Annotated in this window: 21 protein-coding genes and 1 riboswitch; of the genes, 13 read left to right on the top strand and 8 right to left on the bottom strand. The window is 38.2% G+C overall.

Features of this window, described 5'->3' with window-relative positions; genetic code table 11:
* Positions 1-7 precede the first annotated feature (7 nt).
* The gene (locus tag ACH3O9_RS02315) at positions 8-2,731 is read right to left on the bottom strand and encodes a putative LPS assembly protein LptD (protein WP_416443983.1); all 2,724 of its coding nucleotides are present in this window, start codon (positions 2,729-2,731) and stop codon (positions 8-10) included.
* A 139-nt stretch (positions 2,732-2,870) separates the two neighbouring features.
* Here ACH3O9_RS02315 and ACH3O9_RS02310 point away from each other — a divergent pair, with 139 nt between their 5' ends.
* From ACH3O9_RS02310 to ACH3O9_RS02270, 9 genes are all read left to right on the top strand, one after another.
* Entirely contained in the window at positions 2,871-3,965 is a 1,095-nt protein-coding gene (locus ACH3O9_RS02310) for an N-acetylmuramoyl-L-alanine amidase family protein (protein WP_416443981.1), read from the top strand.
* 65 nt (positions 3,966-4,030) lie between these two features.
* Complete coding sequence (locus tag ACH3O9_RS02305; protein WP_416443979.1) at positions 4,031-4,981, top strand: MlaD family protein; 951 nt, start codon at positions 4,031-4,033, stop codon at positions 4,979-4,981.
* 5 nt (positions 4,982-4,986) lie between these two features.
* Complete coding sequence (locus tag ACH3O9_RS02300; RefSeq protein WP_416443977.1) at positions 4,987-6,324, top strand: 4Fe-4S dicluster domain-containing protein; 1,338 nt, start codon at positions 4,987-4,989, stop codon at positions 6,322-6,324.
* Between the two features lie 34 nt (positions 6,325-6,358).
* Positions 6,359-6,793 carry a phosphoheptose isomerase gene (locus ACH3O9_RS02295; protein WP_416443975.1) on the top strand — a complete coding sequence of 145 codons (435 nt, stop codon included), beginning with the start codon at positions 6,359-6,361 and terminating at the stop codon, positions 6,791-6,793.
* Between the two features lie 106 nt (positions 6,794-6,899).
* Positions 6,900-7,691 (top strand): (Fe-S)-binding protein, encoded by a 792-nt coding sequence (locus ACH3O9_RS02290; RefSeq protein ID WP_416443973.1) that lies wholly within the window; start codon positions 6,900-6,902, stop codon positions 7,689-7,691.
* A gap of 95 nt (positions 7,692-7,786) precedes the next feature.
* Positions 7,787-8,272: an ABC transporter ATPase gene (locus tag ACH3O9_RS02285; RefSeq protein ID WP_416443971.1), complete on the top strand. Its 486-nt coding sequence runs from the start codon at positions 7,787-7,789 to the stop codon at positions 8,270-8,272.
* Positions 8,273-8,280: 8 nt separating this feature from the next.
* Positions 8,281-11,196, top strand: a complete 2,916-nt coding sequence (locus ACH3O9_RS02280; protein ID WP_416443969.1) for a glycoside hydrolase family 3 N-terminal domain-containing protein — start codon at positions 8,281-8,283, stop codon at positions 11,194-11,196.
* 12 nt (positions 11,197-11,208) lie between these two features.
* A complete protein-coding gene (bshA, locus tag ACH3O9_RS02275; protein ID WP_416443967.1) occupies positions 11,209-12,342 on the top strand; it encodes an N-acetyl-alpha-D-glucosaminyl L-malate synthase BshA in 1,134 nt (377 codons plus the stop codon).
* A 143-nt stretch (positions 12,343-12,485) separates the two neighbouring features.
* On the top strand, positions 12,486-14,111 hold the full coding sequence (locus ACH3O9_RS02270; RefSeq protein WP_416443965.1) for a lipocalin-like domain-containing protein: 1,626 nt from the start codon (positions 12,486-12,488) through the stop codon (positions 14,109-14,111).
* 77 nt (positions 14,112-14,188) lie between these two features.
* Here the strand turns inward: ACH3O9_RS02270 and ACH3O9_RS02265 are convergent, their stop codons facing one another.
* Positions 14,189-14,677: a hypothetical protein gene (locus ACH3O9_RS02265; protein WP_416443963.1), complete on the bottom strand. Its 489-nt coding sequence runs from the start codon at positions 14,675-14,677 to the stop codon at positions 14,189-14,191.
* Between the two features lie 136 nt (positions 14,678-14,813).
* Between ACH3O9_RS02265 and ACH3O9_RS02260 the strand changes: the two genes are divergently transcribed.
* Complete coding sequence (locus tag ACH3O9_RS02260) at positions 14,814-17,756, top strand: FAD-binding and (Fe-S)-binding domain-containing protein (RefSeq protein ID WP_416443961.1); 2,943 nt, start codon at positions 14,814-14,816, stop codon at positions 17,754-17,756.
* A gap of 96 nt (positions 17,757-17,852) precedes the next feature.
* Positions 17,853-19,601, top strand: coding sequence for a thiamine pyrophosphate-dependent enzyme (locus tag ACH3O9_RS02255; RefSeq protein WP_416443959.1), 1,749 nt, complete (start codon positions 17,853-17,855; stop codon positions 19,599-19,601).
* 147 nt (positions 19,602-19,748) lie between these two features.
* On the opposite strand, the gene ACH3O9_RS02250 is transcribed toward ACH3O9_RS02255, so the two are convergent.
* Both ACH3O9_RS02250 and ACH3O9_RS02245 read right to left on the bottom strand, forming a co-directional pair.
* On the bottom strand, positions 19,749-20,093 hold the full coding sequence (locus ACH3O9_RS02250; protein WP_416443957.1) for a hypothetical protein: 345 nt from the start codon (positions 20,091-20,093) through the stop codon (positions 19,749-19,751).
* Between the two features lie 57 nt (positions 20,094-20,150).
* Positions 20,151-20,876 carry a DUF6090 family protein gene (locus ACH3O9_RS02245; RefSeq protein WP_416443955.1) on the bottom strand — a complete coding sequence of 242 codons (726 nt, stop codon included), beginning with the start codon at positions 20,874-20,876 and terminating at the stop codon, positions 20,151-20,153.
* 166 nt (positions 20,877-21,042) lie between these two features.
* Positions 21,043-21,107, top strand: a riboswitch (Fluoride riboswitch).
* A 39-nt stretch (positions 21,108-21,146) separates the two neighbouring features.
* Between ACH3O9_RS02245 and ACH3O9_RS02240 the strand changes: the two genes are divergently transcribed.
* Positions 21,147-22,451, top strand: a complete 1,305-nt coding sequence (locus ACH3O9_RS02240) for a voltage-gated chloride channel family protein (RefSeq protein WP_416443953.1) — start codon at positions 21,147-21,149, stop codon at positions 22,449-22,451.
* Entirely contained in the window at positions 22,448-22,792 is a 345-nt protein-coding gene (locus ACH3O9_RS02235; RefSeq protein ID WP_416443951.1) for a DUF190 domain-containing protein, read from the top strand. Before ACH3O9_RS02240 ends, ACH3O9_RS02235 begins: the two co-directional genes overlap by 4 nt.
* 16 nt (positions 22,793-22,808) lie before the next feature.
* Here ACH3O9_RS02235 and ACH3O9_RS02230 read toward each other — a convergent pair whose 3' ends face one another.
* From ACH3O9_RS02230 to ACH3O9_RS02215, 4 genes are all read right to left on the bottom strand, one after another.
* Entirely contained in the window at positions 22,809-23,144 is a 336-nt protein-coding gene (locus tag ACH3O9_RS02230; protein WP_416443949.1) for a hypothetical protein, read from the bottom strand.
* Between the two features lie 6 nt (positions 23,145-23,150).
* Positions 23,151-24,029 (bottom strand): ester cyclase, encoded by an 879-nt coding sequence (locus tag ACH3O9_RS02225; RefSeq protein ID WP_416443947.1) that lies wholly within the window; start codon positions 24,027-24,029, stop codon positions 23,151-23,153.
* Between the two features lie 63 nt (positions 24,030-24,092).
* Positions 24,093-24,614 carry a nuclear transport factor 2 family protein gene (locus ACH3O9_RS02220; protein WP_416443945.1) on the bottom strand — a complete coding sequence of 174 codons (522 nt, stop codon included), beginning with the start codon at positions 24,612-24,614 and terminating at the stop codon, positions 24,093-24,095.
* 321 nt (positions 24,615-24,935) lie between these two features.
* On the bottom strand, positions 24,936-25,409 hold the full coding sequence (locus ACH3O9_RS02215) for a hypothetical protein (RefSeq protein ID WP_416443943.1): 474 nt from the start codon (positions 25,407-25,409) through the stop codon (positions 24,936-24,938).
* Between the last annotated feature and the right edge of the window lie 6 nt (positions 25,410-25,415).

The following is a 25,415-nucleotide window of genomic DNA, read 5'->3' as shown; positions in this document are numbered from 1 at the left end:
TGCAAACTTACAAACGTTGATCAGGAGATCTGCGTTTCTCGTATTTAAGATCTTTAAGCACGCTGCTGGAAATACCAATAAAGAAGTTCCAGGAGCTATATGTGCCAAATGGCGTCCAGCTAAATGTCATATTAAAACTCTCCAGGTCACGTCTAAAACGTAATTGAGTAGGGGTAAATCTAAGGTTAGTAAAATCTAAACCAGATGAAACTCCCACAAACCACCGCTCGCCTAATTCTACATCACCACTAAAGTTCACAGCATGAGATGTAATACTATTCTGCCTGCCACTATTGCCATAATTCACATTGTAATTTACACGTAAATTCCAGGGGAGCGAGTAATTATAGAATTCCTGAGGTACATCATCTTCTTTATCCTGACCGGTTTCATCTTCATAAAACTCGCCATTAATATCATCTATGTCCTTACCAAAAAGGTTGTCTGGTCGCCCACCATTTCTATAGGTTTGATTTTCCAGTGGATCATCATTTTCGGTTTTCTTGTTAAAGTTTTTACTAGAGAATGAGTATCCAAAATTAGCACTGGCATTAGTAAGTCTAAAAAGACTACCGCCATTAGCTATATTGAGTTTGTCAATACGACGGTTGTTATTGTTTAGGGCATAAGGATCAAGCGTCATGTTGAAGTTGATACTTAATTTTTCTTGTAATATAGGTATCGACCCACGCACAGATATTGGGCTTAATTTAAGGCTATCTGCAGTAAAATTATAGTTGGTAGATATAGCAAAGTTATTAAGCAGCGTTATGTTCTTAGGTTCTGTTGCCGTGCTATCCTTATCCCTAACTTTGGCTTCTAAAGTGTTATTTATGCTAATACCTATACCACTTGATTTAAAATTACTAGGCGCACCAAAGAAACCACCGTCAAAACGCGAATATTCAATTTCACGGGTTAAAGGCCCATCAGGATTGTTGAGTTCCGGCGCTAAATAAGTGTCGTAATATTGATCAAAAGCTGGGTTGTAGCTATATGATATAGACGGTTTTATAACGTGTCTTATTTTTTGAATTTTCTTATCTGCGCCAAAATTGAATACCCCGTAAAGAGTTGTACCTACACTGGCGCTAACATTATACGTTCTAAACGAGTCAAAACCGTTAATAGTGTCATTAACTGTAGCATTAGTGGTTTGATCATAATGCGGTTTCAAGGTTTCAAAAACCCACGATTCCTGATAATTAGAACTTGCAGAGACACTTAAATTTTTAAGCAATTTAAAGTTAGTGGTTATAGGTATGGTATGTCTAATTCCCATTTCTGCATCACGGAACATCTGAGCCGTAAAAAAGTCTTCATCTGTAGTTTCAAACCTATTCTCACCGCGCATGGTGTAGTTAAGGTTTATGTTCTGGATTATTCCCTTCTTTGTACCGTTTTTAGGGGCAAAAGGGTAGATTCTGTCAACGCTTAGTTGTGCGGTAGGCAAAGTCATATTAATGACTTTGGTCTGCGAATTTTGTTGGTGTGTCGCTGTAAGCGAAAGGTTAACCTGTGGTACGGTTTGAAACGTTTTTGAATAGGAGACCGAAGAACTAAAGTTATTCTGTATTCGGTTTGCAATGTTATTACTATTCACAGACTGCCTGAAGAAATCACTGCTCCCTAAGTTAACAGAAGCAGAAAATCTGGAATTGGGGCTTGATTTAGAATCCTGACTATGCGACCACTGTATGTTGTAATTGTTAGCTTCAGTAAAATCTGGCAGCCCACGCTCACTTGTTAGCAAGCGTTCAAAACGCACGTTTATATTACCATTAAATTTATACCTCTTTCTATAGCTGGTACTTCCACGCAAACCGTAGCTTCCGTTTGTATAATAATCACCTTGTAATGTTAGATCAAAATAATCGCTTAAAGCGAAGTAATATCCCCCATTTTGAAGGAAATATCCGCGCTCGTTAGATTCACCAGGTGATGGCAAGATAAAACCTGATACACTGGTTTCTTTTTCCATAGGGAAATATGCAAACGGAACTCCTAAAGGTGTGGGTACATCTGCTATAAACATATTTACCAGTCCGGTCACAATTTTTTTACCCGGAACGAATTTCACCTTTCTTGCGTAGAAATAATATTCTGGATCTTCAGTATTGCTACTCGTTGTAAAACGCACATTTTGCATAAATACAACCGAATCGTTTACGCGCTTGCTAACCTGATTTTTTATATAAAATTCCTGCTGTTGCGTATTAGAACCATATATAAGTGCCTTTTGTGTTTTAAAGTTGAATTTAATACTATCTGGTTCTACTGTATTTGCTCCTTGCACAAAAACAGGAGGTTGGTTATAAGTGCCGGTTGTATCAAGAATTCCTTTGGCGAAAACTGTATTAGTATTGTTATCTACAATAATTTCGCCTGCGGTTATTTCTATATCTGTATAATTTACCTGCGCTTCATTGTAAAGAAATAGTTTTTGAGTACGCCTGTCATAACGTGCGTAATCTGTAGCGCTGTAGCTTACAATATCTGTTAGGGTTTCCCGTGGCCCTACAATAGTATCATTCTTAACGGTGTCCTGTATGGTAATACCTTCTTTTAGCTCGCCCTGAGTGAGAGTTGTGAGCGCATTAGGAGAAGCGATAGTGTCAATAGGAGTAATGGTTCTGGCATCATTGTTGGGAATATCCTGTGCGAGAACGTGAAGCGAACAAATCAGGCTAACGATTATTGATAGCAGAACTGTTAGATAGTTTGTTTGCAATGCGATTAATACTATTTTTGTAAAAGTAAAGGTCACTAATTAGAAACGCCAAAATTACACCTATTTTTTGGAAGCAATTCAAAAAGGTAATCAAAATAGGCTTACAAAATATGATACCTGTAATTGGCGTTACCCAAATATGAGAACGAAAAATATATTGAATATAGTATTAATACTCTTATTAAGTCTTGCACTTAATTCTACAGTTTATTCGCAAAATGCTGATAACGATAAATTTATTGTTGTGCTAGATGCCGGCCATGGCGGTCATGATCCCGGTAAACCTTCTAAAGCTGGTTATAAAGAAAAAGAAATAGCTTTAAAAATAGCCTTAGAAGTGGGAGAAGAACTAGAGAGAGAAAAAGATATCAAAGTAGTCTATACACGTAAGACTGACGTTTTTGTAGATCTCTTCAAGCGTGGCGAGATAGCTAATAAGGCAAAAGCAGATCTTTTTGTGTCGATTCATTGTAATGCTCATACTTCACAAGCATCTGGTGCAGAAACATATGTTTTAGGTCTTCACAGGAATAAAACCAATTTTGAAGTTGCTAAGGCAGAGAATGAAGTGATTTTTCTGGAAGATAACTATAAGGACAAGTACTCGCAATATGATATAAATTCGCCAGAATCTGTTATTGGGCTTACCTTAATGCAGGAAGAATATCTGGATCAAAGCATTCAGCTGGCAAGTTTAATTCAGGATAATTTTAGACAGAAGCTTAATAGAAAAGACAGAAGTGTAAAGCAGGCAGGTTTTATTGTATTGCATCAAACCGTTATGCCTAGTGTACTTGTTGAGACTGGTTTTATCACAAACAATCAGGAAGGGAAGTATCTAAATAGTAAAAAGGGACAGGCAGATATTGCAGGAGCAATTGCAAATGCTATTGAAGATTATAAGAAGAATGTAGATTCTAATGACTTTCTGGGCATAACAGATATTGTCCCGGCGGTAGAAGTAGATGATGTTATATATAAAGACGTTCTGTTTAAAGTGCAAATTGCCGCAAGCAGTAAAAATGTAGCAACAAAGTCGTACAATTTTAAGGGTCTTAATAGTATAAGTAGCGCTAAAGAGGGTAAGCTTTATAAATATTACTATGGTTCTACTCCTAATTATAGCGAAATAAAAAATAAACTTGAGGAGGCAAAAAGTAGGGGTTACACCTCTGCCTATATAGTTTCCTTTAAGAATGGGGTAAAAACACCGGTTAAGGATATCCTAAATTAAAATTAAGTCGGGAAGACTAAAAGAAATTAATTCCTAAATTTGTTTCCAATCCTAAATAAATTGCTTTGAAGGTATCAAGAGAGGTTAAAACGGGCTTGCTTGCCGTTGTTGCGATTGCCCTGCTTATTTTTGGGTATAGCTTCTTAAAAGGTCAAAACTTATTAGATAACGATCGCACATTTTATGCTGTGTACGATAATGTAGAAGGTCTTGCACCTTCTTCTAATGTTACAATAAATGGTTTTGAAGTAGGTAAAATTACAGATATTGATTTTCTGGATAACACAGGTCGCCTACTGGTAACCTTTAATGTTAAAGACGATTTTCAATTCTCAAGTAGCAGTATCGCTCAAATATATGGTGGCGGACTTATAGGCGGAAAATCTCTGGCTATCTTACCCGTATATGAAAAGGGAAATATGGCTAAATCTGGCGATACGTTAACCGGCCAGATAGATGAAGGTATTTTTGAACTTGTAAATGATAGACTTACGCCTTTACAGAAAAAGGTTGAAGCGGTAATACGTGATACAGATTCTGTGCTCACGGCTGTTAACGATGTTCTTGATAAAGACACAAGAGAAAATCTGCGTGTTGCAATCGCAAATATTAGCGCTACTTCTGTAGCTTTTAAAAATGCTTCTCAATCACTTAACGGTCTGTTATCTGAGAATAGCAATAAGCTTAATCGTACGTTTACAAATCTGGATGAGATCACAACTAATTTTAACAAAATTAGCGATACGCTATCTCAGGTTGAGTTTAAACGTGTAGTTGACAATCTGGATAAAGTAGTTGCAGATTTTGAAAGTATTTCTTCAAAACTTGATCGTGGTGAGGGTACGGCTGGTAAATTGATCAACGATGACCAGATGTATGTCAATCTTGAGAGAGCCACAAAACAGATGGAAGAATTGCTTCAGGATATTAAACTTAATCCTAAACGCTATGTGCATTTTTCTGTATTCGGGAAGAATCCGGGAGGATATGAAGAACCAAAAGATTCTCTCAAATAGAAAAAATGCATTACCTACCTAATATTCTTTTTCTCCTTGCTTTTATAGCCGCTGGCGGTTTCTTTGCGTTTAATGTTAGAAAACTTATTCGCAATATTAAACTTGGGCGTGATGAAGATCGCAGTGATAATAAGCCATTGCGATGGAAGAATATGGCAAAGATTGCTTTAGGGCAATATAAAATGGTAAAAAGACCTGTCTCAGGCATTATTCACGTTCTGGTTTATTTAGGTTTCGTGATCATTAATATTGAGGTGCTGGAAATAATCATAGATGGCATATTTGGTACACACAGAATCTTCAGCTTCCTGGGTGGTTTTTACGATTTTCTTATAGCTACTTTCGAGATATTTGCTCTTCTTGTTCTGGTAGGTGTTATTCTCTTTTGGATACGAAGAAATATAGTTAGGATAAAAAGGTTTTGGCATTCAGATCTTAAAGGCTGGCCAAAACTAGATGCTAATCTTATTCTTTATTTTGAAGTTGTGCTCATGGTACTTTTTCTAACCATGAATGCTGCAGATCAACAGTTGCAGGAAAGAGGGGTAGAACATTATGCTTCCGCGGAAGGCGCAGTAGGTGCTTTTCCTGTTAGCCAGTTTATAACTTCTGTTTTTGATGCGACTTCTACTAATACTTTAGTAACGATAGAAAGAAGTGCATGGTGGTTACATATACTCGGTATATTTTTCTTCCTGAATTATTTATACTATTCAAAACATTTACATATTCTGCTTGCGTTTCCTAATACCTACTTTGCAAAACTTAGTCCTTTAGGAAAATTTGATAACTTGCAGGCTGTTACAGATGAAGTTATGCTCATGATGGATCCCGATGCAGATCCTTATGCAGCACCGGCAGAAGATGAGGGAGAACCAGAAAAATTTGGAGCAAGTGATGCTACGGATTTAAGTTGGGTACAATTGTTAAACGCATACACCTGCACAGAGTGCGGGCGCTGTACAAGTGAGTGTCCCGCAAATCAAACCGGCAAGAAATTGTCACCGCGCAAGATCATGATGGATACGCGTGACAGAATAGAAGAAATAGGAGCTAATATTGATAAAAATAAAGGCGAATTTAAAGATGATGGTAAGCAATTACTTGATGATTATATTACAAGAGAAGAGCTTTGGGCATGTACAACATGTAATGCCTGCGTAGAAGTTTGTCCTGTAAATATTAGCCCTTTATCAATTATAATGGATATGAGACGTTATCTTGTAATGGAGCAGAGCGCTGCACCCACAGACTTAAATAATGCAATGTCTAATATTGAGAACAACGCTGCACCTTGGCCCTTTAACCAGATGGACAGGGCTAATTGGATAAAAGAAAGTTAATAGACAGTATAATACAACACAACAACCAGAAGTAATGAAAAAGGAAGAAGTAGATAAAATGCTAAGTGAAAAAGTGAAAGATGGTGAGCATGTAAGTCCGGTTTTGCCTCCGGGTATTAAAAACTATCTAATTGATATTGATGGTACAATCACAGAAGATGTGCCTAATGAAGAGCCAGAGCGTATGGCTACTTGTGAACCGTTTCCTGATGCGTTAGAAACATTAAACAAGTGGTATGATGAAGGTCATATTATTTGCTTTTTTACTTCACGTACAGAAGAGCATCGCGCTGTGACAGAAGAGTGGTTAGAGAAAAATAATTTCAAATATCACAGTCTTCTAATGGGTAAACCAAGAGGAGGTAACTACCACTGGATAGATAACCATCTTGTACGCGCAACACGCTACAAAGGTAAGTTTACAGACCTTGTAGAAAAGGATGTTACGATCGAGGTATTTAAAGACTAAATTCTGATTTTAGCCTTACTTGAGCAGATAATTGGGTAATTTATCCATCTTATTTTAAGATAGGTCAAGGCATAATCAAACCCCGAAAGAATTTAAAAATATTTGAATGGCAGAAGCACTTAAAGTGCCTACAATGGCAGAATTTATGGCGCAGGGCAAATCACCAGAAGTATTGTTTTGGGTGGGTTGCGCCGGCAGTTTTGATGATCGTGCAAAAAAGATAACTAAAGCTTTTGTACGGTTGCTTAATAAGGCCAATGTAGAATTTGCTGTTCTGGGTACAGAAGAGAGTTGTACTGGTGATCCTGCAAAACGTGCAGGTAATGAGTTTCTCTTCCAGATGCAGGCTGTTACTAATATTGAAGTTCTTAACGGCTATGAGGTTAAGAAGATCGTAACTGCCTGCCCGCATTGCTTTAATACAATAAAGAATGAATATCCGGGATTGGGCGGTAACTACGAAGTTATGCACCACACCCAATTCTTAAAAGCACTCGTAGAAGAAGGCCACTTAAGTATAGAAGGTGGTAAGTTTAAAGGTAAGCGCATTACCTTTCACGATCCCTGCTATTTAGGAAGAGCCAATAATGTGTATGAAGCTCCCCGTGATTTGTTACGAAAGCTGGAGGTAGAACTTATAGAGATGAAACGCTGTAAGGCTAAAGGTTTTTGTTGTGGTGCTGGTGGCGCACAAATGTTCAAAGAGCCCGAGCCAGGTAATAAAGATGTAAATATAGAGCGTACAGAAGAGGCTCTTGAGATCAAGCCTGAGGTTATTGCTGCCGGTTGTCCTTTCTGTAATACGATGATGACAGATGGCGTTAAAAACAAAGAGCAGGAAGACAACGTTGCTGTGATGGATGTCGCCGAAATGATAGCCTCTGCGGCCGATTTATAGGCATTTTTGACCGATTTTTAGTTCTTCTTCTTAATCAATGGTTAAGTAAGTGCGCTTAATGATGTGTTGCTGTATATTTGTGACAAATTAAATGTATGCTTATTTCTTTTGACAAACTTCCAGATTCAGCTCGTTTGTGGATCTACCAAAGCAGCCGAAAATTTACTGAAGATGAGTTGGTTTCGCTTAAAGCGAAATTAGACACCTTTCTTGAGCAATGGACAGCCCACGGCGCAAATCTACATGCCGCCGCAGATATAAAATACGATCGTTTTATTGCTATAGGTCTTGACCAGGAGCAGAACGCAGCCAGCGGTTGTTCTATAGACAGTCAGGTGCGCTTTATACAGCAACTCGAGCAGGAGTTTAATACAGAACTACTTGATAAGATGAATGTTACTTACATTCAAAATGACAGAGTGCACTATAAACCACTTCTAGAGTTTAAAAAGATGGCAAAAGACGGTGCGGTAGGTAAGAACACCATTGTCTTTAATAATTTAATAAATACAAAAGGAGAATATCAGGAACATTGGGAGGTGCCCGCAATAGAAAGCTGGCATAGCCGTTTCTTTAAATAAAATAGTTTATGCTGAAGAAGTTTGCCTTCGTTCTATTAATTACATATACAATTACAGGATTTGCGCAGGAGATGAATCCGCTGCTTGCTAAAGATATTACAGATCAACGAGTTTGGGTTGATAGTATCTATAACAAGATGACGCTTCAGGAAAAAATTGGTCAGTTGTTTATGATCGATGTTTTCTCGAGCGATCCTAAATCGAAGACAGATGCCATAAAATCGCTTATTAGAAATCAACATATAGGCGGTGTGATTTTCTCTAAAGGTGGTCCTGTAAGACAGGCAAAACTCAATAATGAATTTCAGGCCATTAGTAAAATTCCTCTAATGGTAGGTATGGATGCAGAATGGGGTCTTTCTATGAGACTAGACTCTACATTTGCTTTCCCGTGGAATATGACTTTGGGCGCCATTAAAGACAACAAAGTTGTAGAGGAAGTAGGCAGGCAAATAGGTTTTCATTGTAAAAGATTAGGCGTTCATATCAATTTTGCGCCAGATGTAGATATCAATGTAAACCCAAATAATCCTATAATTGGTAACCGTTCTTTTGGTGAAGATCGTGAGAATGTAACCCAGAAAGCAGTAGCGTTTTTAAAAGGAATGCAGGGAACCGGCGTTTTGGGAAGTGCTAAGCATTTTCCGGGTCACGGTGACACAGATCAGGATTCACATAAAACATTACCCACATTACCGTTTACACGAAAAAGACTTGACAGCATTGAGATGTTCCCGTATAAAAGGGTAATAGATGCCGGTATTGCAAGTGTTATGATCGCGCATCTTGATGTGCCTGTGCTTGAGAGCAGACCGGGATACCCCACTTCCATTTCTAAAAAAGTTGTAAATGATATTTTACGAGATAGTCTTGATTTTAAAGGACTCATCTTTACAGATGCACTCAATATGAAAGGTGCTTCTAATTTTCAGCAGCCGGGTGATATAGATCTTGCTGCTTTTAAGGCCGGAAATGATATTTTGCTTATTAGCGAAAACATACCAAAGGCAATTCAGAAAATAGAAGAAGCGTATAATAAAGGAGAGATTTCTGAAGACAGATTAGCACGATCAGTTAAGAAAATTCTCTATGCCAAATATAAGGTGGGGCTTAATAAATATCAGCCTGTAGAGCTTAAAAACCTCGTTTCAGACCTAAATACCCCACAAGATGAAGCTATTTACAGAGAAGCAATAGGTGATGCTCTTACAGTATTGCGCAACAAAGAGGCGGTTCTTCCTGTAAAAGATCTTGACGATAAAAAAATAGCTTATGTAGAATTAGGTGATGATAGTGGTGAAGCATTTTATCACCAGATGACACGCTACGCAAAAGTTGCTAAAGTTAGTGCACCTACATTACCTCAATTGCTAGAAGATCTACGAGCTTATAATTATGTGATCATTGGTTTTCACAGATCAAACGCTACCCCGTGGAAATCATACAAACTCACAGCAAAAGATATTGAGTGGATAAATGGCATAGCAGAAGATAATCAGGTTGTTTTGGATTTATTTGTACGACCTTATGCTTTGCTAGATCTGCCTGCAAATGATAATATAGAGAGCATTGTACTGTCTTATCAAAACAGCAATATAGTACAGGAAATGAGCGCTCAGCTTATTTTTGGGGCAATAGGCGCGTCGGGTAAATCGCCGGTTTCCCTAGGTACCGATTTTCCGGTGGGTACTAGTTATGAAACGGGAACACTGCGCAGGTTAAAATATGGTATTCCTGAAGAAGAAGGAATGGATTCTAAAAAGCTGGAGAAAATAGATTCTTTGGTCAAAGTAGGATTAAACGGTGTGATGTTTCCCGGGGCACAAGTTCTTGTTGCGCGCCATGGAAAAGTGATTTATGAGAAAGCATTTGGTTTTCATACATATACTAAAAAACAGAAAGTAGCTCTTACAGATGTTTATGATCTGGCGAGTATGACCAAGATATTAGCGACATTACCACTGTTGATGGAATTAAAAGATGAAGGAACCCTTCATTTAAATGATAAACTGGGAAACATAATTCCGGAATTAAAAAATACAAATAAGACCAATATTACGGTAAAAGAAGTATTGTCTCATTACGGAAGACTTAAAGCCTGGATTCCTTTCTACATTCATACTCTGGATAGTGCCACGGGACAGATCTCAGAAAAATATTACCGTAAGGCACCTTCAGATGATTTTGATATAAAAGTAGCAGATGAAGTTTATCTACGCTCAGATTATCAGGATAGCATCGTTAAAATAATCGCAGATTCAGACTTAAGACCGCATAAAGGTTATAAGTACAGTGACCTTTCTTATTATTTGTTCAAAAAATATCTTGAAGACTATTACGGTAAAAATCTGGATGAGTTATCTCAGGCACATTTTTACAGCAAAATAGGTGCAGATCATACGGGATATTTGCCGCTTACTAAATTTGCAAAAGATGATATCGTCCCCACAGAAAATGATACCTATTACCGTATGCAGCAAATACAGGGATATGTACATGACATGGGAGCGGCTATGGAAAACAATATTGGTGGTCACGCCGGTCTTTTTAGCAATGCTAATGATGTTGCAAAATTGATGCAAATGTATCTGCAAAATGGTTATTACGGCGGCAAACGATTCTTCTCAAAAGAAACGATGGATAGTTTTAATACCTGCTATTATTGTAAAGAAAATGTGCGTCGCGGTGTAGGTTTTGATAAACCGCAATTAGGAACAGTAGGGCCTACATGTGGTTGTGTTTCAGATAGTAGTTTTGGGCATTCAGGTTTTACCGGCACTTTAGCCTGGGCAGATCCTGAATCTGAAATTGTGTATGTATTCCTGTCTAACCGCACTTTTCCTACTGCAGATAATAGAAAGTTGATCACTTCTAACCTGCGCACTATAATACAAGAGGCTATACAGGAAGCCATAGTTAATTAGTACTTTTGCATAATGAAGATTGCTATAGTTTGTTATCCCACCTTTGGTGGTAGTGGGGTTGTAGCCACAGAACTTGGTATCGCTCTTTCTAAGCGCGGCCATGAGGTACATTTTATCACCTACAAGCAGCCAGTAAGGCTTGATCTTCTCAATGAGAAGATTTTTTTTCATGAGGTAAATGTACCAGATTATCCACTCTTTCATTATCAGCCATATGAGCTTGCTCTTTCAAGTAAATTGGTAAATATCATAAGAGCATATCATATAGATGTGCTTCATGTACATTATGCTATACCACACGCATATGCAGGTTATATGGCGCAAAAAATGCTAAAGCAGGAAGGTATAAATGTACCCATGGTTACAACACTTCACGGCACAGATATTACTCTTGTAGGTAATCATCCCTTTTATAAACCAGCGGTAACTTTTAGTATAAACAAAAGCAATGTGGTAACATCGGTTTCTGCGAGCCTTAAAAAGGATACCCTGCGTTTGTTTGATATTAAAAAGAAAATCAAGGTTATACCTAACTTTATTGATTTTAGCCATATTCATTCAGAATTCACAGATTGCCAGCGTGATCTTATGGCGACTGAAAATGAACGTATCGTAACGCATATAAGTAACTTTAGAGAAGTTAAACGTATACCAGATGTTGTAAAGGTTTTTCATAAGATACAGCAACATGTACCTGCCAAACTTATAATGGTAGGCGAGGGCCCAGAAAGAGCTCCTGCAGAACAGCTGTGTGAGGAATTAGGAATCTCTAAAAAAGTAGTATTTCTGGGTAATAGTAACGAGATTGATAAGATTCTATGCTTTTCAGATCTGTTCCTGCTTCCTTCTCAGGCAGAAAGTTTTGGTCTTGCAGCTCTAGAAGCGATGGCTGCCGGTGTTCCTGTAGTTTCTTCTAACGCGGGAGGTTTAGGCGAAGTAAATGTAGAAGGTGTTTCTGGCTATCTTAATGAGATAGGTGATCTTGAAGGTATGGCAGCAAATGCTATAAGTATTCTTCAGGATGATGATACACTTGCCCGGTTTAAAAAGCAAGCCAGAGCAGAAGCACGTAAATTTGATATAGATGCTATTGTACCTATGTACGAAGAGGTTTATCTCAAAGCTTTAAAAATTGAAAAAGTCTAAATTGTTTTTTCAAAAGTAAAATTTCCGGTATTTAATTCAATCCCAGTCAGGAGAATGTTATATTTGATTGAAAACTAGGCTAATTAGGTCGATTTTTGACCTTTTTTACCGGTTTTTGACCAACAAATCATAACTCTCTCAACATGAAATTAAAATACGTATTGCCATTTCTGGCTCTTGCGCTTTTGTGCGCACCAGTTCGTGCGCAGGACTGGAAGATCTATCCATTTTTACCGTCAGCCGAAAGTCTTATTTCTTTTCCTGTTGATGAAGGGCACCACACTACAGAACCTATAGAATGGTGGTATACCACAGGTCATGTTGTAGGGGAGACTACGGGCAATCACTACAGTTATATGCTCACCTACTTTTACTATCCACAAAGTGGGTTTGATGGGTTTCGCATTTTAAACTTCAGTAATGATGACACCGGTGCATTTTATCCACAAACATCACTGGTCAATTACAATACGCTGGCGACAGACCATTTAGAAATAGGAGCAAATATCTTTTTAGGTGGCAACGACAGTTGGGTAACAAAAAAAGATGGCAGCGATCTTATTCCTTTTGAGTATTCTATAAATGCTACAAGTTCATCAGGTAATCTCACTCTTGATTATGCAGCGCTTAAAGACCCACTTATTCTTGAGGACGATGGCTTTTTTGAGCAAGGCGGTGGTTCTAATTACACGTATTACTATTCCCAGACAAAAAACCAAGTAAACGGTTCTATAACTTTAAACGGAATCACAGAGAATGTTACAGGAACTTCATGGATAGACCGGCAATACGGAAGTTTTAATCCTTACAATAGTGAAGATTATGAATGGATGAGCATAAATCTCTCAAACGGTATGGATATTAATTTGTGGAATTTATTTACCGCTCAGGGCGAAATACCAGAGGGTTTAAAATATAAGTTTATGGCCGTTTACAAAGACGAGAATACACAGTACACAATAAGCGATTTTCATCTCGAAAGATTAGAATACAAATTTACAGATGATGATGCGCGGTGCTACGCTCAAAAGTGGCGACTTACATCTACTACAGACAATGTAGATATTACAATAATCACTTTGCAACACAATGCCGAAGTTTCTTTGCCTATTCGCTTTTATGAAGGCACAACCACAATTACGGGAACTGTAAACGGTGTAGCCGTCACAGGCGAAGGCTTTGCCGAATTATTACATCACTATACAAATCCTGAACTCAATGTTACAAGTCCGTCAACAGATAGCTGGGACAGTAGTACCGCAATTACCTGGGAAGTCACAAACCCTGATGATGGGCGCCCGCTCACTTATGATCTCGAGTACAGCACAGATGATCAGGTGACTTTTAATACAATCGCAACGGGCATTACATCTACAAGCTACTTATGGGAAGATAGCTCAGCTTCAGTTGAGAATGGTGCAGAGATCTGGTTTAAAGTAACCGGTAATTCTGTAGATAATACATTAAGCGGGGAGGCTGTTAGCAATACAAGAGCGACTGTTTTAGCAACAGATGATTTTCAGGTAAATGATATTACTATTTACCCAAATCCTGCCGTAAATAATTTCATAATTAATCTAAAAACTACATCGATTTTACCCCTAAAATATGAGGTTTTTGATCTTGCAGGGAAGGTTTTAAAACGCAATCAGTTAACGCCCACCAATAAAAAAATAGATGTTGAGGTAAGTGATTTGCAAAGCGGCTTGTACTTTGTAAAAGTTGCTTCTGCAGGTAAAGAGTTTATTTCAAAATTATTGATCAAATAAAAAATGCCTCTGCTTTTGCAGAGGCATTTAAACAAATCATTCTCATTTGCCCACTATAATTAATAGTCAGGATCTTCTTAAAACTGGTAACGTATACCTAAAGCGATGTCAAAACCCACATCGTTATTAAAATCATTAAAACCTATTTCTGGTCTAAAGTCTAGTGACAACAGCAATGGGATATCAAAGTTGTACTCAATCCCAATATCACCAGCACCAAAAACGAAGATCTCATCGTCATCTTCATGACCGGGATAATTAGCATCATAACCTACACTTCCCAGACCACCACCGGCACCGGCATACCAGTTAAAACCGCCGTCAATGTTCCATAACCACTGGTAAACACCGGCAAGTTTTACCGCGTCGTAGTCGTTACCATTTCTCCAGCCCAGATCAAGTTCTAGTCTGTTGTTTTCGCTTAAAGCTCTTTGATAAGAAACTTCCCCGCCAAAACCATCATTATCTCCTAAGCGTAGCCCCAACGCATTCTCTGCAATTTCCTGAGCATTTGTTTGCGATAAACATCCTGCAATAAAAAGGACGCATAAAAAGATTTTTTTCATAATTAGTTTGATTAATTGTTAATGTGACAAATGTAATTGTTGAGCTATTGCGCTGCATTCTTACATCAGCCAATTTTTTGTTAACCTTGCTTAAGATATTGTTAATCACAAAACATCATTATTGTATTTTTGAAGTATGACGATAGACCTGAAGAAAGCCATAGAGCAACTCGCCGTAACTTTAGAAGGCGAACTTTTTTTTGATGATTTACATAAAACACTCTATGCCACAGATGCTTCGGTGTATCGCAAAATGCCGCTCGCAGTTGCCTTTCCCAGATCTGTAGAAGATATTAAAGTATTAATAATTTTCGCGAAAGCTAATAATACGTCATTAATACCAAGAACAGCAGGAACTTCGCTCGCCGGGCAATGTGTAGGTGACGGAATTGTAGTAGATGTCTCAAAATATTTCACTGAAATCATAGCGCTTGACGCGAAAAATAAAACGGTTACGGTACAACCCGGGGTAATACGGGACGAACTAAACCGATTCCTGAAACCTCACAGACTTTTCTTTGGACCAAACACTTCCACCTCAAATCGCTGCATGATTGGCGGCATGGTTGGTAATAATTCTTCAGGCACAACATCTATTCAATACGGCGTTACGCGCGATAAAGTAGTTCAGGTAAAGGCGTTACTCAGCGATGCCAGCGAAGTGGTTTTTGAAGCTATGAACACGGCTCAATTTTCGCAAAAGCGAAAGTTAAAAACACTTGAGGGTAAGCTGTATAAATCGGTCTATAAAGCATTAAAATCGGCTGAAACAAGACAAAAAATAGCCGATGAATTCCCAAAACCTGAGATTCATCGCAGAAATACAGGCTATGCAATCGATAAATTAATCGATACCGCGGTTTTTGATGAGCATGAGAAGCAATTTAATTTCTGTGAACTGCTTGCCGGGAGTGAAGGTACGCTGGCTTTTACCACAGAAGTAACTTTAAAACTGGATGAGCTGCCGCCTGAACATGGCGTGATGGTCGCCGCCCATTTTGAAAGTATTGAGAAATGTTTACAGGCTGTTGTGCCAGCGATGAAACACAATCTGTACGCCTGCGAAATGATGGATAAGGTGATTCTTGATTGTACGCTTAATAACCGCGAGCAGCAGAAAAACCGATTCTTCATTCAGGGTGATCCTGCAGCTATTTTAATGCTGGAAGTGCGCGCAGCCGATTTAAAAACTGCGATTGCGCAGGCAGAAAAACTAACGGAAACACTACAAAAATCGGGTTTGGCGTATGCTTTTCCGCCATTGCACGGGGAGCAGATAGACCAGGCGCTGGAGTTGAGAAAGGCAGGATTAGGCTTGCTGGGTAATATTGTAGGTGATCGCAAAGCTGTGGCTTGTATAGAAGATACTGCAGTAGCGCTTGAGGATTTATCTTCGTATGTCAACGAATTTTCCGCTTTAATGAAAGGCTATAAACAAGACGCTGTTTATTATGCCCATGCAGGAGCAGGAGAGCTTCATTTACGTCCCATTTTGAATTTAAAGAAAAAGGAAGATGTTGTTCTCTTTAGAAAAATCACCACAGATGTCGCTAAACTCGTAAAAAAATATAACGGCTCTATGAGCGGGGAACACGGTGACGGTATTGTGCGAGCCGAATTTATTCCGCTTATGATAGGCGAGGAGAACTATAAAATTGTCAAGAAGATCAAGAAGATTTTTGATCCTGAAAATATTTTTAATCCGGGTAAGATCGTAAACGCGTATCCTATGGATCGTAATCTGAGATACGAGATCAACCGCAAAGAGCCAAAAGTAAAAACACTGCTTAATTTTGAAGATTCTGAAGGGATAATACGTGCCGCCGAAAAATGTAACGGTAGCGGCGATTGCCGTAAACTTCCCGCTGCCGGTGGTACCATGTGCCCAAGTTATCGCGCTACACGCAATGAGAAAGATACAACTCGCGGTAGGGCAAATGCTTTACGCGAATTTTTAACCACTTCTGAAGTCAAGAACAAATTTAATCACAAAGAGCTCAATGAGGTTTTTGACCTCTGCTTAAGTTGCAAGGCTTGCGCCAGTGAATGTCCCAGCAACGTTGATGTTGCGACTTTAAAAGCAGAATTTCAATATCAATACAAAAAGCAAAATGGCAGCTCAATGCGCACCAGGGCTTTTGCATTTAACAGTCATCTTAATCAGTTTGCAGCTGTAGCCCCGGGATTTACAAACGCGATCTATAAAGGCAAACTTACAGCTGGTTTTATGAAGCGCACGCTGCACATTGCAAAAAAACGTAGCCTGCCGCCGCTTTCTAAAAAGACGTTTAGGAAGTCATTAAAGTCGCTGTTAAATAATAATCCGCAGCAGCCTGTAAAATCAGTTTACCTGTTTGTAGATGAGTTTACAAATTATCTTGATGCACAAATAGGTGAAGATGCGGTCGTGCTTTTACAGAAGCTCAATTATGAGGTTCGCATTGTAAAGCATCCTGAGAGCGGTCGATCTTTTATTTCAAAAGGATTCTTAAAAGAGGCGCGTAAAGTAGCGTGTAAAAATGTTGATATTTTTAAAGAATTGGTTTCAGCTGAAACTCCGCTTATTGGGATAGAGCCTTCTGCCATTTTAGGATTTAGAGATGAATACTCAAGGCTTGTGAAAAATGTCGCTTCCGCGAAAGCGATTGCCGCTAATACCTTTTTAATTGACGAATTTCTACATAATGAAATGCGCTCAGGAAATATCACTGCAGATACATTTACTACCGAAGCCAAAACTTTAAAGATACACGGGCATTGTCATCAAAAAGCGCTTTCTTCAATAGAACATACATTTGCGATTCTCAATCTTCCAGCTAATTATAAGCCTACAATTATCCCATCGGGTTGCTGCGGGATGGCCGGTTCATTTGGTTATGAAGAAGAGCACTATGAGGTAAGTATGAATATTGGTGAACAAACTTTATTTCCCGCAGTACGCAAAGCTGCTGCAGATACGATTATCGCCGCGCCGGGAACGAGCTGCCGTCATCAAATAAAAGACGGCACACAGCGAGAGGCTTTGCATCCCGTAAGTATTTTAAGAATGGCTTTAGATACTACAAATCATAACGATTAACATTTCAACGCTCTATTCTTACGAGTTAATTAACACCTCCTGAATGAGATAAGCGATAACTTTAGTCAAAAGATTCACGAATCCTAAACTATTGATATGGCTAAAAGTGTTGCAGATGTTCTTGTAGAAATGCTGGTTAAAGCGGGTGTGAAAAGAGTTTATGCCATTACCGGTGACAGTTTAAATCCTGTAAATGATGCGATACGCAGAGATGGCAGTATACAGTGGGTGCATGTGCGACACGAAGAAGCCGGGGCTTATGCTGCTTCTATGGATGCAGAACTCAACGGTATAGGTTGTTGCATGGGAAGTAGCGGTCCCGGGCACGTACATTTAATCAACGGACTTTATGATGCTAATCGCTCTGGAAATCCGGTGATCGCGATTGCTTCTACAATTACTACAAATAAATTGGGTACGGTAAACTTTCAGGAGACTAATGTGGTTAAATTGTTTGACGACTGCAGCAAGTACTGCTTTATGGCAAATACGCCTACGCAGGCAATTCATGGTTTACAAGGCGCTATTCAACATGCAATAAATGAAAGAGGCGTTGGCGTTTTAGGACTTCCCGGCGATGTTGCAGAGGCAGAGGCCGAAGCGGTCACTACTTCTGAAAAAAATTATTATACAAACCCGGTTATACTTCCCGGAAAGGCAGAATTAGAAGAATTGAGCGAGGTGGTCAATTCTAATAAAAAGGTGATGATCTATTGCGGTTACGGCTGCAAAGATGCACAAGCTGAAGTAATGCAGCTGGCCGAAAAATTACAGGCTCCCATGGGGTTTAGTTTTAGAGGAAAGATATTCTTTGATAAAGAAACAAATCCATTTGCTGTTGGGCTTAACGGACTTCTTGGGACAAAATCGGGATTTCTCTCTATGCACGAGGCAGATCTGGTTATTTTGCTGGGAACAGATTTTCCATATACAGATTATTTACCCGAAAAAAATACGATTGTACAAATTGATCTGAAGCCGGAGCGTATAGGTAGAAGAGCAAAGGTAGATTATGGTTATTGCGGCGATATACAAGCTACTTTACAGGCATTGCTTCCTGCGGTTGAAGCAAAAACCGATGATACCTTTCTAAAGGAAATGCGTAAAGTACACATGGAGATAGAAGAGAAATATGAAAGCTATGTACGCGGCAAGAATGAAGAAGAAAAAATTCACCCAGAATATGTTGCGGCTATAATAGACGACCTGGCAACAGATGATGCGATCTTCACAGTAGATACGGGAATGTCTGCAGTGTGGGCAGCACGCTATTTAAAAGGGAAACGTAACAGATATCTTACCGGCTCATTTAATCATGGTTCTATGGCAAATGCAATGCCCATGGCGATAGGAGCGGGATTATCTCATCCGGAAAGGCAAGTAATCGCTTTGTGTGGCGATGGCGGTATAAGTATGCTTTTGGGTGATTTGATGACTATAAGTCAGTATCAAATCCCTGTCAAGATCATCATTTTTAATAACCGAACTCTGGGTATGGTTAAGCTTGAAATGCAGGTCGCGGGTATTCCAGATTGGCAGACAGATATGGTAAACCCTGACTTTGCGAGAGTGGCTGAAGCTATGAATATAAAAGCATGGACGGTTCAGGATTCAGATAAAGTACATAATGTAATTGAAGAAGCCTTGTTTCATAAAGGACCGGCGCTTGTAAGTATTTTTACAGATCCTGATGCCCTTGCGATGCCTCCACAATTAAAATTTGATCAGGTAAAAGGTTTTGCAACAAGTATGGGAAAATTGATCCTTAACGGAAGATCTGCTGAGGTAATTGATTCGGCTAAATCTAATATTAAATATCTTAAAGAGCTTTTTGTTTCTTCATAATATGAAGATTCAGTAAAAATCAAGAAGGCTTTTTCTTTTCCCTTTTCTTTTCAGAAATAGATTTTGTGATGGTTTTGCCTTGTTCGTTTAAATCGGCTGGTTTTGTTTTTGAAAGTGAAAAAGAATAGGCTTCCTGCATGAGATTTATCAGGTAGTTTTTAGGCAAATTCTCCCGATTTTTGACCAAAATATACCGGTATTACTTACCTGAACCAACCAGTATTTTTTCGGAATCTTTGAGTACGCTGCCCCAATAAAAGCCAAAATGTACAGCATTGTTGTTCTAAAAATAGAAATTGTACAAAAAGTCTGACTCGATTTTAAAGACGGTGACCAGCCAATGGCCAGCGCATTGTAATTATCATAAATGAGTTCGTTAGCTTGTGGAAATTGATCCCAAATAAACTCGCGAAGTGAGAGCACAAGCTCTTGGACTTCCTGACTGAAAACAGAAAGGAAACCAATGAGATCATGTGTTTCTTCTTTGCTCATTCAATTTTAATAGTTACAAATATGGCTAATAAAGGTATAAGATTATAAGCCGATTTTTCACTCTTTTAACCGATTTTCAATCATTTTAATGAGGTTTTCGCCTTGAGCTATTATATTTTTTATGCGCCTTAAATTATGGTTTGCACTGGATATTTCGAGATTAGCAGTTTGATAGAATTCTTCTGTTTTCGCTTTTTCTAAAACGTATTTTCTGGAATAGGCAGTTGTAGAATCTGGAGTTTCCGGGTTATAAGGACGCAGGGAATTCATAAGTAAGTTGTAACCGCTTAATTGATCTTTAGACATCTGGTGCGCCAGTTTAAGATCTGTATAATAATCTAGGATTGCGGTGCGCAGTTCAAAATCAAGTAGCCTTATATTACCGGTATTGTTGAGACTTGTAAAGATCGAGTTCCCCGGTTCTGCAATTCCCGTGGCATAGACACCGCCCAATCCCAGACTTTTTACGGCTTCTGTTGTATCTATAATCTCAATGTTTTCTTCATAGATAGCACGGGCGAGATAGAGACCTTTCATTTTTACATCATATCGATTTACAAAGGCATTTTCAAAAATATAAATGTTGTAGTCTATCTCTTTTACCAGATTCTCAAGATAAGTATTGGTAATCTCCCGGTTCTTGTGTACTTCATTTGCGTTATTGATCTCGAGAGCGATGAGAATTCCTATAACTACAAGAAGAATTTCGCCCACGGCGTAGAGCAGGTATTTAGTGAAACGATTTTCTTTTATGAGTACGCGCTTTAATTTTCTAAAGAACACAATATAATTTATTAACTAGCTGAATATCAATAAATATAAATGAATAAAATTAAATTTTGAAGTAATGCCGCTTGCGAAATTTATTTCAGTTGAAGAACTTATTTAACCTCAATAATCTGAAAAAGGCGCCTATTCTGAAGTTTTTGAATTTTTATCTTATTTTTGCTGTTCTTTAGGCAATGAGGTCTGCCTTGAACTGTTCTTTTTAGGACTGATGACTTCTACTTTTACTGGCAAATGCCAAGGTAGAACTCATGTATATAAGGCAAAATGGAAATAAAAAAACTTAAAAATTTTCTCACCTCAATAGAGCAATTCCCGTCTCTCATCTATCTTTTTAAATGGATTGCAATTTGTACGCTCATTGGGTTGATCGCGGGTAGTATTTCTGCATTTTTCCTCTTAAGTTTAGAATGGGCGACCAACTGGCGAGAAGCACATTTATGGATCATCGCTTTACTTCCTGTGGGCGGATTTATCATTGGTCTTTCTTATCATCTATATGGCGATAGTGTTGTAAAAGGAAACAATCTCTTACTTGAAGAATTTCATTCTCCTAAAAAAATCATTCCGTTTAGAATGGCGCCGCTGGTTCTTTTCGGAACTATCTTAACGCATTTATTTGGTGGTTCTGCAGGTCGTGAAGGCACTGCAGTACAGGTAGGTGGTGCGGTAGCAGATCGCTTTACTAAACTTTTTAAACTCTCTAACAGAGATCGAAAAATCGTTCTAATTGCCGGTATAAGTGCCGGTTTTGCCTCGGTTTTCGGGACTCCGCTCGCGGGCGGAATTTTTGCGCTTGAGGTTTTGGTATTAGGAAGAATCAGGCTTGATGCCATAATCCCCAGTTTTATAGCGGCAGTTTTAGCTGATTATTTTTGCCAAATGTGGGATGTCTCTCATACACATTATCATATAGATACTGTCGCCGAAATGAATCCTGTAAACTTGTTGTGGGCGCTTCTTGCAGGAATAATTTTCGGTCTGGTTGCGATGCTCTTTTCAAAATCGACGCATTTCTGGAGCAACTTGTTTAAAAAACATATAAAATATCCACCGTTGCGGCCGGTTATTGGCGGGGTTGTTTTGGCAATAGCCATATATAGCATCGGCACAACAAAATACATTGGTTTAGGTTTGCCCACAATTGTAGATTCTTTCGTGATCAATCTCAATTCGTATGATTTCTTGGCAAAACTTCTTTTTACCTCTTTCACTTTGGGCGCTGGTTTTAAAGGCGGTGAAGTGACTCCGTTATTCTATATAGGAGCTACTTTAGGGAATGTGTTGATCTGGTTTATTCCGTTGCCAATGGGTTTGCTTGCCGGGATGGGTTTTGTAGCCGTATTTGCCGGTGCAACTAACACACCTATCGCGTGTACCGTAATGGGAATTGAATTATTTGGTATAGAATCTGGAGTATTTATCGCGCTTGCCTGCAGTGTTTCTTACCTATTTTCAGGACATTCTGGTGTTTATGCCTCGCAGATCATAGGAAGCCCAAAAAACAATACTTACCTGAGAGAAAAAGGACTTCAGCTTTCTGAAATTAAAAATAAAAGGGAGAAAAAATGACGAATTTAATTACGGTGCGAATTTATTTTGAGTACGGTCAAAAAATTAAAAACGTCTCTTTTTGGAAGAAAATAAGTTCGTCAGATTTTGCCACTGAGCTCATTAAAAAGGCAAAAGCTTTTGATCTGGATCAGGCAATCAATTTTAATGTGAGTAAAGGTTATTTTGAAAAAAAGAAAATACACTGGACGAGCGAAACCAGACACTTTAAACATCCTCATGTGGTGGAGCTCACAGACACAGAAGATAAGATCAATGAGTTTTTAAAGCAGGAAAAATCGCTACTTGAAGAAACTAAAATTCTTATCATTAAGAATGAAGTTCTAATAAAAGAATTGTAAGTTTTTGTCCCCGGTTCTAGTAAATAATATTGTCTAATATCCGGTCAATGTTCCTTTCCATCATGGTGAATTTTTCATCGCTCAAAAAAACTTCGTGCATCTCTTTTCTAAGCTTAGATAACTCCATATTAGAATACTCGTGCCAGGCTATATTGTCCTGTATTTTAGCAAGACTGTTTTCTTCATTGTCTTTAGAAATTTCTGTGTAAACTTTTTCAAAAGTGTTAATGTCAATTTTAGATCTTATGAGGTCAATCTCATTTTCACTCTCATATTGATCTGCCTTTGCGCAAAGTAGCAGTATGTATGTTTTTAATTCTTCTTTGGTCCAGTGGTTATTTCCCGTCGTCATAGTCTGCTATTTATTTTCTGCTTCAGCCAGTTTTTTAGTATCTGCATATTGTTGAAAAGCTATAATCTTTCCATCATTTAACGTCCATAAATGGGCTACCTGTGCGTCATAGGCTTTCCCGTTTTTGAGTTTTGCATTGTATCTTAAAGTTGCAAATACCTGATTATTGCTCATTTCATGTAAATCAATATCTGTAAGATTAAAATATTCATGATCTCCACCTATGGGGATAAAAACTCCGTTTAAAACCGCATCAGGACCAATGTAGGGATTTCCGCTTGCGTACCTGTTACCTTCGGCCTCATTCCATTGTATTTTAGGATCCATAGCCCCCAGAACTGAGGGTATATCGCCAGAAGCAAACGATTTGTATAAGTTATCAATTACCTGCATATTTTCAGGATTAGACATAAGGCCTAATTGCTGCAAAAACACTGCATTATCCATAAAATCCTGTTCCTGAGTGATCTTGCCATTTTTCATTTTGACTAAAGTCACGCCTTCAACATCAACCGTTTTTCCTGTAGCGGGAATGCTAAAGAAATCACCACTATGCGTTCCTTTAAAATTCCAGTGTTTTACAATTTTATCACCATCTCCATCTCCAAAAACCTCTACAATGTTAAAAGTTATGTCTGAAAAGCCCGTGAGGTAATTTTGATAATATGTTTTAAAAGCGTCAATCCCCACAATGTTTTCGGGACTTGAAATGAGTGTAACTTCTGGGTCAAAACTTGAATTGTTGATTTTATTAATTTGGCCATCATTAATTATTTCATCCCAAACTGAAGTGTACATTTCTATATTTTTATCAGTAGCACTTTGTTGGGAATACATACTGAAGGAGCACAGGAAAACGAATAGAAATAAAGCTGATTTTTTCATGTTTTAACCGATTTTGTAACTGTTTATGGCGATTTTTTATTGGTCTGGAAACGCTGTTGATGGTTAATCTATTATTGGTTCTGGGACCAGGATTGTATTTTGCATGGTCTGCATGTCTGTGGTAATTTCAGAAATGTCCCAGTAGCCAAATTCTTTTACGATCTTGCCATCAACAAAGCGAGCAGTGATGTGCGCAGGTATCTTGTATTGTTTGTTGTTAGCTTGCAAAGTAGCCTGCCATAATCCCCAGAAATTTACCCAGGTCTCGCCTTTGTCTGTAAGAACCATTTCATATTCTGAATCTTTATCTACAAAGTCCCAATCTCTAAAAATTGAAGCGTCTTCTTTATCCTGATCAACAAGTTGTGAAATAGTGAGTCCGTTCTCTTCGGTAACATTGTTCATGATTTTTGCAGTATCTGCATAATGACTGATCAACTCTTCCCAATCCTGATTTTCATAAGCAGCTATGACCTTTTTGTAAGTGGCTATTTCTGGTGACTGCTGGGTGTAGCGTTCTGGTTTTTTGTCTTCACAGCCTGAGTAAATAAATATTGCGAGTACTAAAAAAATGAGGGTTTTCATAATTGTAAATATTTGTAATTGTTATGAGTGTTTACATTTTGAAAAGCTTGCATGTGCGGAATAATAAATAGGGGAAAAGCTTAATGAACTTGCGGAAAGAGTATAACCTGAAGTAGACGTGATTAAACTGAAAGGCAGAAAATAGTGCATATCCAAATCTTGAATTCATTAAAAACAATGATAAAAAGGGATACTATTTTAGAAGCGAAAAAGGGGAGTTTTTAGTTATTTATCTAAATAACTTGTTAAATATAAGCAATTTATCATTTGGCGTGGTTAAATTATTGAATTTCAGTAATGTATGATTGTATTGTGGATAGTTCAATTTAAAGCCTCAAGTTCTCTTAGGTAATCATACTGCAAATCTTCATGTAGTGCTGCAATCCTTCGGTTAATGAGATCTAACTGGCGATCGTAGAGATTTTTGAGTGTAGTATTGCGCGAAATAGAGGGCTTAAATTCTTGAAGTTTTTCGCAGAAATGCAGTAATAAAATGACCTCTGTTTCTTTATTTCCGCTATAGCGAATGTACTTTTTAGTTTCCCGTAGTATCTTGCGTATGCTTTTTTTGATGTAGTAGTAGTTTTTGCTTGTTATGGCCGAAAATTGGTCATTTATTTCCGATTTTATTATCTCAATATAACCTTCTTCATGATCTGCCTCAAAGAGCAAATAGGTTAGCAGTTCTTTATTTTCTTTCTTAAATTTTGATAAGCGTAAAACCAGTTCTACAAGTTCTTCCTGTGAACGATGTTTAAGATCTTTTTTAATTATTGCGACAGAGGCTGCTTTCATCACTGC

Source organism: Leeuwenhoekiella sp. A16 (assembly GCF_047946675.1).
GTDB lineage: Bacteria > Bacteroidota > Bacteroidia > Flavobacteriales > Flavobacteriaceae > Leeuwenhoekiella.
This window is presented reverse-complemented; position numbering and strand designations above follow the sequence as displayed.

Coding starts and splice junctions, on each gene's coding strand:
- ACH3O9_RS02225 (WP_416443947.1), bottom strand. CDS start 24,029: ATGAAAAAATCAGCTTTATTTCTATTCGTTTTCCTGTGCTCCTTCAGT.
- ACH3O9_RS02290 (WP_416443973.1), top strand. CDS start 6,900: ATGGCAGAAGCACTTAAAGTGCCTACAATGGCAGAATTTATGGCGCAG.
- ACH3O9_RS02270 (WP_416443965.1), top strand. CDS start 12,486: ATGAAATTAAAATACGTATTGCCATTTCTGGCTCTTGCGCTTTTGTGC.
- ACH3O9_RS02250 (WP_416443957.1), bottom strand. CDS start 20,093: ATGAGCAAAGAAGAAACACATGATCTCATTGGTTTCCTTTCTGTTTTC.
- ACH3O9_RS02220 (WP_416443945.1), bottom strand. CDS start 24,614: ATGAAAACCCTCATTTTTTTAGTACTCGCAATATTTATTTACTCAGGC.
- ACH3O9_RS02230 (WP_416443949.1), bottom strand. CDS start 23,144: ATGACGACGGGAAATAACCACTGGACCAAAGAAGAATTAAAAACATAC.
- ACH3O9_RS02215 (WP_416443943.1), bottom strand. CDS start 25,409: ATGAAAGCAGCCTCTGTCGCAATAATTAAAAAAGATCTTAAACATCGT.
- ACH3O9_RS02260 (WP_416443961.1), top strand. CDS start 14,814: ATGACGATAGACCTGAAGAAAGCCATAGAGCAACTCGCCGTAACTTTA.
- ACH3O9_RS02285 (WP_416443971.1), top strand. CDS start 7,787: ATGCTTATTTCTTTTGACAAACTTCCAGATTCAGCTCGTTTGTGGATC.
- ACH3O9_RS02295 (WP_416443975.1), top strand. CDS start 6,359: ATGAAAAAGGAAGAAGTAGATAAAATGCTAAGTGAAAAAGTGAAAGAT.
- ACH3O9_RS02300 (WP_416443977.1), top strand. CDS start 4,987: ATGCATTACCTACCTAATATTCTTTTTCTCCTTGCTTTTATAGCCGCT.
- ACH3O9_RS02240 (WP_416443953.1), top strand. CDS start 21,147: ATGGAAATAAAAAAACTTAAAAATTTTCTCACCTCAATAGAGCAATTC.
- ACH3O9_RS02280 (WP_416443969.1), top strand. CDS start 8,281: ATGCTGAAGAAGTTTGCCTTCGTTCTATTAATTACATATACAATTACA.
- ACH3O9_RS02255 (WP_416443959.1), top strand. CDS start 17,853: ATGGCTAAAAGTGTTGCAGATGTTCTTGTAGAAATGCTGGTTAAAGCG.
- bshA (WP_416443967.1), top strand. CDS start 11,209: ATGAAGATTGCTATAGTTTGTTATCCCACCTTTGGTGGTAGTGGGGTT.
- ACH3O9_RS02310 (WP_416443981.1), top strand. CDS start 2,871: ATGAGAACGAAAAATATATTGAATATAGTATTAATACTCTTATTAAGT.
- ACH3O9_RS02235 (WP_416443951.1), top strand. CDS start 22,448: ATGACGAATTTAATTACGGTGCGAATTTATTTTGAGTACGGTCAAAAA.
- ACH3O9_RS02265 (WP_416443963.1), bottom strand. CDS start 14,677: ATGAAAAAAATCTTTTTATGCGTCCTTTTTATTGCAGGATGTTTATCG.